Source organism: Mesorhizobium sp. RCAM 05104 (genome assembly GCF_059683645.1).
The window spans coordinates 2422428-2435005 of record NZ_CM185033.1 but is presented as its reverse complement, the minus strand read 5'-3'; the positions used below and the strand labels follow the sequence as shown (position 1 = coordinate 2435005).

Sequence of the window (12578 nt, the reverse complement as noted above, 5' to 3'; positions counted from 1 at the left end):
TGATCGCGTCTGGCAACCCCCATGAAGATCGATTTCCGCCGATGGCGACCCGACTCATCGAAAAGAATGGACTTGGTCGAATCGTTTCGGCGTGCTCTCTCCCGCACGCGTCTGGATCACGCCGTCGAGCCAGTCTGGGTCCATCTGCGGCACCGAACTCATGAGCAGTTGCGTATAGTCATCGAACGGCGGCGAGAGAACGGCATTCTTCTCACCGAATCTAACCACTCGGCCGCCGTGCATAACGGCGACTTCGTCCGCAATCGCCTTCACGGTGGCGAGGTCATGCGTGATGAAGAGGTATGAGAGTGACAGCTCCTTCTGGAGTGACATTAACAGCTTCAGGATGCCCTCTTGTATCACTTGATCGAGGGCCGAGGTCACTTCATCGCAAACGATCAAATCGGGATTGGCCGCCAACGCGCGGGCGATGGAGATGCGCTGCTTCTGCCCGCCGGAGAGCTCCGAAGGGTACCGATCGATATAAGCGCCGTTCAGCTCGATCATCTCGAGTAGTTCGTTTACGCGCTGATGGGCGGCCGACCCCTTCAGTCCGAAGTAGAGTCGCAGTGGACGCGAGAGGAGCGTGCGCACAGTATGGCTGGGGTTGAGCGAGGTATCCGCGGATTGATAGACTAGCTGGATACGGCGCAGGATATCGCCTGTGCGTTCTTTTCTCAACGGCGGCAGCCGACTGCCATCAAACACCACCTCGCCTCCCTGAACTCCCAACAAACCACACACGACCCGAGCCAAGGTTGACTTGCCTGAGCCCGATTCGCCTACCACCGCAACAGTGTGGCCGCGCGGCACTGTGAAACTGACGTCCTCCAGTACCCGCACCGGACCGTACGCCGCGTTGATATTCCGAATGTCGAGAATCGGCAGCGCCGCCTCGGCCGGCGATTTTTCGAGGGAACGGACCGCCCAAAGAGTTCTGGTGTATGGGTGTTCCGGCGCCGCGAGCATGCGTCGCGTCTCGGCTTCCTCAACCTTGACACCGTCCTTCAGAACCACGATGCGGTCGGCCATCTGCGACACAAGTGCCAAGTCGTGGCTGATGTATATGGCCGCCGTTCCAAACTGCTGGACGACCTTGCGAATGGCCGCCAAAACCTCGACCTGAGTCGTCACGTCGAGGGCTGTCGTCGGCTCGTCGAAAATGATAAGATCGGGCCAACAGTGCATTGCCATTGCCGTCATCAGGCGCTGCAACTGACCGCCCGAGACCTGGTGTGGATATCGTTGGCCGATTCTAGCAGGATCCGGGAGCGCAAGCTCACCAAACAGGCCCACCGCTTTTTCAAGGGCTCGCTTGCGTCGTTCGGTCTTGTGGATCTCAGCGCTTTCAACCACTTGGTCGATCAGCTTGTGCGCAGGGTTGAAGGACGCGGCGGCACTCTGTGCGACATAGGCGATGCGTACGCCGCGCAGGTGACGTTTGACCGCTTCCGGGCAGCTGAGGAGGTCGATTCCATCGAAAGTGATGCTTCCATCGGCGAGTATGCAGCCTTCGCTTACGATTCCAAGTGCCGCCAACCCAAGCGTCGATTTTCCGGCACCGGACTCACCGATCAGGCCGATAACCTCGCCACGATGAACGTCAAGATCGATGCCACGCAGAATTGGAACAATGGTGTCGTCGACCAGACCATTAATGACGAGATTGCGGATCGTGAGCAGTAACAGACCGCGTTCCGTCCCGCTCGGCAAAGATTCCACCTGTTCGCTCGTCCGCTCAGCCATTGGAAGCACCACTGATCTGCAAATACCAATCGACGATGAAGTTGATTGCTATGGTAATCAGAGCAATAGCTGCCGCTGGGACTAGCGGTGTGATGCCCCCGTAGGTGATTAGGCTGGCATTCTCGCGCACCATGGATCCCCAATCCGCCATCGGCGGCTGGACGCCCAGTCCTAGGAATGACAGGGAGGATATGGTTAAGAACACAAAGCAAAAGCGGAGCCCAAATTCGGCCACCAATATTGGACGAATGTTGGGAAGGATTTCCCGAGCGATGATCCATAGTAGGTTCTCTCCGCGGACCTGTGCGGACTCTACGTAATCTGTCACAGCGACGTCCATTGCCAACGCGCGGGCAAGCCGGAAAACGCGGGTTGAATCCAGAAATGCGATAATTGTGATCAGATTCTGGATCGATGTTCCGAAAATGGACAGCAGCATTAGTGCAAAGATCAACTGCGGAATCGCCATGAAGATATCGATAAGGCGTCCGACCACTTGATCCACCCAGCCGCGGAACAACGCGGCTATGATGCCCAACGTACCGCCCAACAAAAAGGCGATACTCGTTGTTACGACGGCGATACCAATGGAATTACGCGCACCATAGATAAGTCGGCTAAGGACGTCTCGACCAAGCTGATCCGTGCCAAGCAGATTTACGCGGTTCCACGGCGCGAATGCCTCCCGAGAGACCAGTTCGGATTCGCCGAAAGGAGCGATCAGGTCGGCGAAAAAGACGGCGAACAGGTAAACTGCGATAATCGCGAAGCAGAGCTTGACGTTGAGGGGAGCTTTTCGGAGCGCATACCCGAATCTGCTGCGCCGGTGTGACATGCGTTTGACGCTCGAAGAGGTATCGGCTGGGTTTGGCATATCCACCATGTCCATCACCTCGGGTGGAGCAACTTAGGGTTGGTGGAAATTGCAACAATATCCGCAAAGAGATTCAGGAGGATGTAGGCGCTCGCAAATATCAATGCGCATGCTTGCACAACCGGTATGTCGCGTGTGCGCACTGCATCCACCATTGTCTGGCCTATACCGGGATAGACAAAAACAGTTTCCACCACCACGACGCCTACAACTAGATAAGCCAGGTTCAAGGCCACAACCGTAGCAATGGGGGCCCAAGCATTGGGCAGGGCGTGCCGGAGGATGACCCGTGCGGGTGAAGCACCTTTACATTTTGCCATGTGGATGTAGGGGCTTGACAACACGCTCACAATCGCCGTCCTGGTCATGCGCATCATATGGCCGACAATCCCGATTGTCAGGGTCAAGACGGGCAGGGCCATACGCCAAATCCACTCGAAAACGTCCATGCTCTCTTTGACGTTGGAAAGTGTAGGCAGCCAGCGCAGTCTTACGGCGAAGCAAATGATCAGGAGATACGCAATAAAGAACTCGGGAACTGAAATCGTGGTTAGTGAAATTCCGTTCACAAGGCGGTCGAAAAGGGTGCCGCGATAAAGTGCCGAGAAGATGCCGAGCACGATCGAAAGTGGAACTGCTATGATCGCGGTCACTCCGGCCAGTAGCAGCGTATTGCGGAGACGCAATGAAATGATGTCGGCGACGAGTCGAGGCTCACCTTGACTGGACGATAAGGATTCGCCGAGATCACCATGGAGGATGCCACCCACCCATTCGAAATAACGCGTGGTGATGGGTTCATCTAGGCCGAGGCGGGATTCAAAAGCCGCAACTGTCTCCGGTGTCGCCGACTGACCCAAAATCGCGGAGGCAAAATTACCTGGAAGCAGGCTGACTGTGGAAAAGATAACTACCGAGACAGCCGCTAGAGTTAAAACGCCAAGGAGAAGCCGCGAGACAATTGTTTGGACAAGAGGCGGTATCATACGGTAGAGCTCAGCTTGAGAACGAGTCTTCGGCACAGAACTAAAGCAGTAAAACGTAAGCTCAACGCTTGGCCTAATAGTGTCATGGACCCATCCTAAAACGCCCAAGCCCCTATGGCGTTAAGGACTCGATATTGACAAAGTGCCAGTCGTTGTGAAGCTGCCGAGGTTTGGAGGGCGCCTGAAGCCTCAGACGCTCTCTAAATATTAGTTCCAAACTATGCGTTCAACCACCAGCGCTCAGAAGCGCGTCCATTATCAAGCGGAAATACACCGCCGACTTTGTTGAAACCAACCCTCTTGGAGACGGCATTGGTGTAGTTTAGGAAGGCATACACGATCGCGCCACCTTCGTCGTGCAAAATTTGCTGCATTTCCCCGTATTGGGCGGCGCGCTTGGCTTGGTCGGTTTCGCCGCGGGCTGCGGCCAGGAGCTCATCGAACCGCTTGTGACTGAAATGGGTCGAATTCCACGCAGCGCCTGTCTGATAAAATTGGGTGAAGAGCCAGTCACTGGTTGCCCGGCCAAAATAGCCGACCGAAACGAACGGCTTCTTCAGCCACACCTTGTCCCAATAGCCGTCGTCGGCCTCACGAATCAGATTGATTTCAATGCCCGCCTTGGCTGCTTGCTCCTTGAACAGAGCGGCGGTCTCAACGGACCCTGTCGCCGCCGACTCAGCTACCGAGAGGTCGATTTTCAGCGTCTCGTAGCCCGCCTTCTTCAGGTGCTCCTTAGCTTTCTCAATACTGTAGGCATGTTGCGGCTGCGGATCAGTAGCAAAGGGCATTGACGGCGCTAAGGGGTTATCATTGCCGAGTTGCGCCGTACCCAAATAGATCTTGTCTAAGATCTCTTCCCGATTGATGGCGTACTTAAGAGCCAAGCGAACATCATTATTATTGAATGGCTCCACCTGCGTGTTCATGTCGAACGAATCATGACGCGCGCTGGGTACCAGCTGCATCGCAATGTCCGGATTGCGTTTCAACATGGTGAGGGTCTTGATATCGACCTCTTCCATGTACTGCACCTCGTCGGTGACAAGTGCATTGGTGCGGGCAACGGCGTCCGTGATGACGATGAACTCAACCTCGTCAAGATAAGGCTTGCCTTCCTTGTAGTAGTTGGGATTGCGTTTTAGCTTGGCGCCCACGCCAGGCTCGAATTGCTCAAGCAGGAAAGGGCCGGTACCCACCTTCGCAGTCCAGTCCAGGCCGCCCTCGCCCTTCGCCGGCATGATCGGCAGGTGGAAGTCGGCGAGCAGGTATGGGAAGTCGGCGACGCCGCTGTTCAGTTTAAAGGTGACAGCGTCCTTCCCGTCAGCCTCGATCGACCCAACCTGTGCTAGCATGGCCTTCGCGCCGGAGTTAGTCCCCTCACCCATATGGTGTCGCATAGATTCGATAATGTCCGCAGGGGTGACATTTTTGCCGTTGTGGAAAGTAGAGCCCTTGCGCAGCTTGAACACCCACTTGGTAGCGCCCCCGGAAGGTTCAAAGCTCTCGGCCAAATCCGGCACCACCGAGCCGTCTGGGAGGATCTCAGTCAAATTGTTGCACATCGACCCGCCGAGCGCCGCAAGTGCGAATGAACTGGGCCAGGTAGCCGGATCGAGCGTGTCAGTCTGGGACCCATCAGCCAGGCCGAATTTCATGAAGCCGCCCTTAGTCGGTTCGGCGGCATTGGCAAGTCCGGGCTTCAGCAGGATGGGGCTGACGGCAGCGACTCCAGCCAGGGCGGCCGCGCTACTGAGGAGTTCGCGGCGAGAAATCTGGCTGTCCTGGAAAACGCCAGTTTGTTTGTTCCTCTCAGGCACAGTAACTCCTCCCATTGTCATTGTTCGGTGTTGTTTTAATGCTATTTGACACTCACCATGCGGCCGTACCGATTCGATCGCCGTCGCGCCGAGAAGCGCTGCGGTATCTCTACCTTCTCGCAGCTTTGTCAAAAAACTATCCCGCGTCCAACATAGTTTGGGCATAGATCAATCGCGAATGAGCAATAATGTTACTGTCAGGCACTTGCGGCCGTCGCGCGATGCCCGGGGCCCCTCTGTGGACTCCATGAATTTGCAAAATCCACACAGGTGCGAATGCTGCTCAAGGGAGCGAACGCGACGAAGTCTTCGCCAGCCAAGTCGTTCCAGGACACCGTTTCCATGCCCGCAAATCTGTGAGATTTCGAGCAGATGCACATCAGACTATCCGCCGCGATCTGCTCGTAGATCAGCCGTCCTTTCGCCCTTGGGAAGGAAGTGATTCCAAAATCGACGTGTCCGTCGGACACGTAACGAACAACCTCGTCCGCGAAACCATCCCTTACCGCCATTCTGACGTTGGGCCTGGCTTTCCGGAATTCGGAAATGATCGTTGGCAGCATAATGGACGCAACCGACGAAAGTGCAGCTAGGCTCACGATTCCGTCTAGCCCTCTATGGTAAAGCTGGAACCGTGACAGCGCGCTGTCGAATTCCTCGAGAACACGGCGCGCATTCATCAATAGCTGTTCGCCGGATGCTGTAAGGACGACCTTCCTTGTAGTGCGCTCGAAAAGGCGGGTATCCAGTTCCTCCTCAATCTCGAAGATCGTTCGGCTTAAAGCCGATTGAGCGATATTCAGGGAGCGGGCCGCAGCGGTGTATCCACCGCGCTCCGCGATCGCAACAAGCGCCCGCAAATGCCTGAGAGTGATAGTATTATTGCTCATTCGCGATTAATCTATGCCAAAAAACTGTTGGACGCGCAATAGTTTTTGGATGAAGCAGGGTTAGCAGCGTCTCAAGAGATCATCCATGAACGAAGTCGTTACGAAGCAAGAAAACCAAGCGTTTCACGCTATCTTCAACCGCCGCGAAAGGGTGAATGAGGCAACAGCCGTGAGTCGCATACTTGAGCCGCATTCCGTCGCGGTTATTGGCGCATCCGCGAGTCCCTCCAAGCGCGGGTATCAGATCATCAAGGCACTTCAAAAGGCCGGCTACGGCTATCCGATCCTGCCGGTCAACCCGAAGGGAGGGATGATCCTCGGTTTGCCGGTCGTTAATGACATCGATGCCCTTCCAGAAGGTGTGGATATCGCGGTGATCGTTCGGCCGGCGGAGGAAGTGCCCGATATCCTGATTCAGTGCGGCAAAAAAGGCATCCCGGGCGCAGTGATTGTGGCGCACGGGTTCGGCGAGCGAGGAGACAAGGGATCTGCCACGGAAAAAAGATTACGTGACGCCTTGGTGAAAAGCGGCGTCCGGATTGTTGGACCGAACACATCGGGAATGCTGAACTGCACTTTGCAGGCGGACCTCATTGGCTTGCCGGAGCTGCCGCCAAAGGGGCCGGTCAGTGTTCTGACGCAAAGCGGCAACATGATACTTTCGGTCACCGAGGATAGCCGCTCGATGAATGGGCTCGGCTTCGATGTCATCGCGGGACTCGGTAACCAGGCTGATGTCGGATATGACGAACTGATCGAAGAGCTCGGCCTGCGCAAAAGCACTGGTTCAATTGCAATCTACAGTGAGGGTTTGCGTGACGGCCGGAGATTCCTCGACGCGGCGGCACGAGTGGGGCAGAGCTGCCCGATTGTGATGCTGCGCGGCGGACGAACCACCGAGGGCCGGAAGGCGGCGCTTTCCCATACAGGTTCGATCGCCGGTGCCGACGAAATCGCCGTGAAGGTGTTGGCCCAAATGGGCGTGACCCTGGTTGATCGCTCGGATGAGTTGTTGCCGGTTGCTGCGCTCCTCGCAACCAGCCCACTTCCCAGACCAGAAACCGGGATTGCGGTTCTGGCTGACGGCGGTGGACACGCAACACTCGCCGTTGATGCGCTATCGCGGGCGGGGGTTCCGCTTGCCTCCCTTTCGGAGGACACCAAGGCCAAGTTGAGAAAAGTCATTGGCGATGAGGCCAGTGTCGAAAATCCGATCGATGTTTATAGCGCCGTGGATGCGCATCCCGACGTTTTCCCCGAATGCATCGGAATTCTGGCGTCAGATCCGCAGGTAGGGCTCATTCTGACAACGGGCATGTTTGGAGCTTACCACATAAGGTTCGAAGAGTCTCTGTTGGGAGCTGAGAATTCGGCGGCCGAGCGGATCGTGGCTTTGCAGAAGTCCGCCGGCCTGCCTCTGGTTTTTCATAGCTGCTACGCCAATCGCAAGCCGGAGAATCACGACATCTTGCGAAATGGCGGCATGCAGGTTTTCGCCTCGCTAGATTGGGCCGTGACCGGTTCCAAGGCGCTGTTTGAACGGGCCAATTGGCTTTCGAAACAGGAAAGCCATGAGGCAACGCTGGCCCCGGAGGCGCCGCGCATTGTCGTTCCCATCGGGCTATCGGCAGAGACGACAGCCCGCGTAATCTTGCAGAACCTGGGCGTGGACACCGGTGAATGGTCGGCTGCAAGCGATGCCGGGTCCGTAGAATCGGCGGTCTCCAATTTTGCCATCCCTTGTGCGGTGAAGCTGGACTCGGACGTTGTCGTGCACAAATCCGATGTCGGTGGCGTGCGTCTAGGTGTGACGCGAGAGGCGGCGCCCGCCGCCGCGGATGACATCGCGAGGGCTATGGCATCCCACGCCCCCCGGTGACGACCTTCGGTTACATCGTCGCGCCGATGGTGAATGACGGCGTAGAGCTGTTCGTGGGTGCCATCAACGATCCAGTCTTCGGCCCGGTGGTCTTGTTCGGCTCCGGGGGTGTGCTGGTCGAAGCGGTCAAGGACGTGACCTTTCGCGCGGCGCCGCTTTCTCCCGCAGAAGCTTTGGACATGATCAACGAGACGCGTGTTTCGAAGATCCTCGACGGTTTCAGGAACTATCCGACAGTCGACAAGCGATCCCTTGCCGAATTTATCTCGTCCGTCTCCATTGCAATCATGAGAATGGAAAACCTTTCAGAACTCGACATCAACCCGATCATCGCGAACGAAGGCGGTATTTACCCCGTCGATGTGAGGCTGGTCGGAAAATAAGAGAAGTCCTAGAAAAAGAGAGGAAGTCTGATGTCTAATACAGCAAAGCCGTGACGACATCTGGCACCTCAACCAGGTGGCTATTACCATCGCCAGCGAGAAGCACTGGCTGTGGCGCGCCGTCGATCAGGATGGATACGTGCTCGACGAGATCGTCCAGAACCGCCGCAATGCCAGGGCCGCCAATCGTTTGGTGACGCGCCTGTTGAAGAAACAGGGCTTCGCGCTGAAGCGCATGATCGCCGACAGGCTGCGCTCCTACCGAGCAGCAACGCGTCAGGTGATGGGGCACGCGCGAGCCACGCCGTGCGACGGAAAGCCGGAGGCCTGACCCGAATGGGCGAATTCGTCCGCATCTTCGAGATGGGGCCGCGCGACGGCCTGCAGAACGAGAAGCGCCTCGTGCCGACCGCCGAAAAGATTCGACTCGTCGACATGCTGTCAGACTGCGGCTTCCAGAAGATCGAGGCAACCTCCTTCGTGTCGCCGAGATGGGTGCCGCAGATGGCCGATGCGACCGAGGTCATGGCCAGCATCCGCCGTGCGCCCGGCGTCATCTACGCGGTGCTGGTCCCCAACCTGAAGGGCTACGAGGCGGCGGGGGCGGCGAAGGCTGACGAGGTCGCCGTGTTCGCGTCGGCTTCCGAAACCTTTAGCCGCAGGAACATCAACTGCTCGATTGCCGAGAGCCTCGAGCGTTTCCGCCCCGTGCTCGCCGCGGCTGCCGCCGATGGCATTCCGGTGCGAAGCTATGTCTCCTGCGTCACCGACTGCCCTTACGAAGGGTCGATACCACCGGCTGCCGCCGCGAGGGTTGCGGCAGAACTCCTTGCGATGGGCTGCTATGAGATCTCGCTGGGCGACACGATCGGCCAGGGGGCGCCCGCAACCATCGCGGCCATGCTCGATGCGGTGTTGGAAGAGGTGCCGGCCGGGAGGCTTGCTGGGCATTACCATGACACGGGGGGACGGGCTCTCGATAACATCCTGGTAAGCCTGGAGAAGGGCGTGCGCACCTTCGACGCCGCGGTCGGTGGCCTTGGCGGCTGCCCTTTCGCCCCTGGTGCGAAGGGCAATGTCGACACCCTCGCCGTCGCTGCAATGCTAGCCGCCAAGGGCTATGAGACGGGCCTCGGTATGGAGCGACTGGAGGAGGCTGCCCGCTTCGCGGGCAGCCTGAGAGAGGAGCGGCCATGAACTTCGACGCCATCCGCGTCACGTCCGACAAGATCGGCGTCGCAACGTTGACCCTCGCCCGCCCGGACAAGCACAACGCCATGTCGGGACAGATGATCGCCGAACTCGCGGGCGCCGCCGAACTGCTCGCCAGTGACGACAAGGTGCGAGCGGTAGTGCTGACCGGCGAGGGCGACAGCTTCTGTGCCGGCGCCGATCTCGCCTGGATGCGGGCGCAGGCCTCCGCCGCGCGTGACGAGCGAATCGCCGAGGCCAGGAAACTGGCGCTGGCTCTTCGGGCGCTCAACCAACTGCCCAAGCCGCTGATCGGCCGCATCAACGGCCAAGCATTCGGTGGCGGTCTCGGCCTGATGAGCGTCTGCGACGTCGCGGTCGCCGTCGACACCGCGAGGTTTGGCTTCACCGAGGTCCGGCTCGGCCTCATTCCTGCGACGATCTCCCCCTATGTGCTGGCTCGGATGGGAGAGGGCCGGGCGCGGCGGGTCTTCATGTCAGCCAGAATATTCGACGCCAATGAAGCCCGCGAACTCGGACTGGTTTCCCGCGCCGTTCCGCCGGACGACCTGGAGGCGGCGGTCGAGGCCGAGATCCGGCCCTATCGCTCGGCCTCGCCGCAGGCCGTTGCCGCCGCCAAGGCGCTTGCGCGCCGACTTGGCCCGGCAATCGACGATGCGGTCATCGACGAGACGGTCGCTTTGTTGGCCGATGCATGGGAAACGACCCACGCCGCCGAAGGAATCGCGGCCTTCTTCGATCGCCGTAGGCCGCGTTGGCAGGCATGACGCTGGCCGCCGGCGATGTCGTCCTCGTGGCAAGCTGCGCCCCTATATGTGTGGCAAGCGTGGCTGAGATCGCCTTTGCCCGATAGCTGGAAGTGATCGCCGCGCCTCGCCGCTTGTCCCTTTTTCGTTCCCCATGCCAGGGGCTTCTTCAGCAACAGCCTGGCCGCCTCTATCGTATTGCGGAAGGTCTGCTCAATCTCTCGCGCTCACCTTGGGCCAGGACGCGATGCGGCGCTTCCGGACGCGAGGAACTGATCGCCGATCTACAGGTGTCGGGATAAGGCTGACGCACTTTCGATGCAGCTTGGAGCTATGGCGCGCCGATCAGCCTTGCCTGCAGGAGGTCGAACTTTCCACACCCGTTCGTTTCACCAGCTTGACCCACGTGATCTGACCGTCGGTTTGTCCGTTGGCACGGTTCGGTGGTCGCCGCCCGGACGGTATGCTGTCATCCGCAGTAGGTTCCAAGTGCGCTAAAAAGCTGACTAAATTTCAAAGCGCACAGCTTTTTTGCAATCCACATTTCAGCAGGCGACGCAGTTTGGCGCAAATCCCTCTCTCTCATGGGTCATCATTCCCAGAGTCGTTGGATCAAGAATTCTACGGCGATTGAACAAGGTGAAGGATTGACGTTCGATCGTCGTCCCGCGCTCAAAACGGATTGAATTCATCCCGCTGTCCTTTTCCACCGCGGCGGCTGGAAAAGGGCTATCGAAACGGCTCGGCGGAATGTGTCTAAAAGGGCTAATGCAACATGAGAAGCGTTGAAGCTTTCGGCGGGGATCTGCAGCGCGAGGCGACCGAATGGCGCCGCTATCTCCATGAAAATCCTGAACTCGACTATCGGGAACACCACACAGCGAGGTTCGTGACCGAGAAATTGGCCTCATTCGGCATCAATCACATTGAAACGGGGATAGCAGAGACCGGTATCGTCGCGATGATTCAGGGCGAAGGTGGAGACGGTCCCACGATCGCGCTGAGAGCGGACATGGATGCTCTGCCCATCACCGAGGCGTCAAACAAGCCTTGGTCGTCCAAAATACCAGGCGTAATGCATGCCTGCGGCCACGACGGGCACACGGCCATGTTGCTAGGCGCCGCGAAATACCTGGCGTCTACGCGCAAGTTCAAGGGCTCTGTTGCGTTAATCTTTCAGCCGGCAGAAGAGCCAGAATTCCCGTCGGGCGGGTATAAGATGGTCCAGGAAGGAATTATGGACCGTTTCGGCATCTCCCAAGTCTTTGGCATGCACAACGCATCTGGGATAGAGATCGGTAAATTCGCAATTTGTGACGGCCCTATCATGGGATCGCAGGATGACTTCGACATTGTTGTGAAGGGCAGGGGCGGCCATGCTTGCGCGCCGCATCGCACTGTCGACCCCGTCGTCATTGCAGCACAGATCATCATGGGCTTGCAAACCTTGGTTTCGCGCCAGACCGATCCTCAGGACTCGCTCGTGATCTCCGTAACCAAGTTAAGCGCGTCGCAGGCCTACAACGTTATTCCCGATCGCGTCGAAATTGCCGGAACCGTTAGGACCCTCGCACCAGGCCTTCGAGACTTCGCCGAGCGAGAGATTTTCGCTTCCGCTCAGGGGATCGCGCGCGGATTCGGCGCAGATGTTGAGTTTAAGTACCTCCGATCCGTCCCGACTACTGTCAACCACACGGAGGAAACTAATTTAGCGGTGGAGGCAGCATGCACTCTAGTGGGGCCTGCATCGGTCGACGAGAAGATGAAACCACGCATTGGGGCAGAGGATTTCTCATATATGCTTGAAGCACGGCCGGGCGCTTTCATTTTCCTTGGAAATGGACCGACCGCTCCCTTGCACAACCCTGCATATGATTTCAACGACGAAGCCCTGCCTTATGGCATCGGCTATTGGGTCAACCTCGTAGAGACGGTTCTGGCTGCCTGAAATGTCGGCGACTGAGGTCGGTGAAGTGTGCTCGAGCGCGCTGTTGAATGGTCTTTTCATCCTGGCCATCCAGCGCCACCAAAGATCGCATTAT

Annotated in this window: 8 protein-coding genes and 2 pseudogenes; 5 read left to right on the top strand and 5 right to left on the bottom strand. The window is 58.0% G+C overall.

Annotated features, from left to right (window positions below; translation table 11 throughout):
• Positions 1-54 precede the first annotated feature (54 nt).
• The 5 genes from AC56QP_RS12085 to AC56QP_RS12065 all read right to left on the bottom strand — a co-directional run bounded on the left by AC56QP_RS12085 (position 55) and on the right by AC56QP_RS12065 (position 6316).
• Entirely contained in the window at positions 55-1746 is a 1692-nt protein-coding gene (locus AC56QP_RS12085) for an ABC transporter ATP-binding protein (protein ID WP_489859547.1), read from the bottom strand.
• Complete coding sequence (locus AC56QP_RS12080; protein ID WP_489859548.1) at positions 1739-2629, bottom strand: ABC transporter permease; 891 nt, start codon at positions 2627-2629, stop codon at positions 1739-1741. Before AC56QP_RS12080 ends, AC56QP_RS12085 begins: the two co-directional genes overlap by 8 nt.
• A 5-nt stretch (positions 2630-2634) precedes the next feature.
• Positions 2635-3606: an ABC transporter permease gene (locus AC56QP_RS12075; protein WP_489859549.1), complete on the bottom strand. Its 972-nt coding sequence runs from the start codon at positions 3604-3606 to the stop codon at positions 2635-2637.
• Positions 3607-3824: 218 nt separating this feature from the next.
• Complete coding sequence (locus AC56QP_RS12070) at positions 3825-5426, bottom strand: ABC transporter substrate-binding protein (RefSeq protein WP_489859550.1); 1602 nt, start codon at positions 5424-5426, stop codon at positions 3825-3827.
• Between the two features lie 197 nt (positions 5427-5623).
• Positions 5624-6316: a LysR family transcriptional regulator gene (locus AC56QP_RS12065; protein WP_489859551.1), complete on the bottom strand. Its 693-nt coding sequence runs from the start codon at positions 6314-6316 to the stop codon at positions 5624-5626.
• A gap of 85 nt (positions 6317-6401) precedes the next feature.
• On the opposite strand from AC56QP_RS12065, the pseudogene AC56QP_RS12060 reads away from it, so the two are divergent.
• The 5 genes and pseudogenes from AC56QP_RS12060 to AC56QP_RS12040 all read left to right on the top strand — a co-directional run bounded on the left by AC56QP_RS12060 (position 6402) and on the right by AC56QP_RS12040 (position 12484).
• Positions 6402-8578, top strand: a pseudogene (locus AC56QP_RS12060) (acetate--CoA ligase family protein).
• 31 nt (positions 8579-8609) lie between these two features.
• A pseudogene (locus AC56QP_RS12055) lies at positions 8610-8864 on the top strand (DDE-type integrase/transposase/recombinase); the annotation flags it as partial.
• Positions 8865-8914: 50 nt separating this feature from the next.
• A complete protein-coding gene (locus tag AC56QP_RS12050; protein WP_489859553.1) occupies positions 8915-9775 on the top strand; it encodes a hydroxymethylglutaryl-CoA lyase in 861 nt (286 codons plus the stop codon).
• A complete protein-coding gene (locus AC56QP_RS12045) occupies positions 9772-10557 on the top strand; it encodes a crotonase/enoyl-CoA hydratase family protein (protein WP_489859554.1) in 786 nt (261 codons plus the stop codon). Before AC56QP_RS12050 ends, AC56QP_RS12045 begins: the two co-directional genes overlap by 4 nt.
• Before the next feature lie 754 nt (positions 10558-11311).
• Positions 11312-12484, top strand: a complete 1173-nt coding sequence (locus AC56QP_RS12040; protein WP_489859555.1) for a M20 aminoacylase family protein — start codon at positions 11312-11314, stop codon at positions 12482-12484.
• Positions 12485-12578 lie beyond the last annotated feature (94 nt).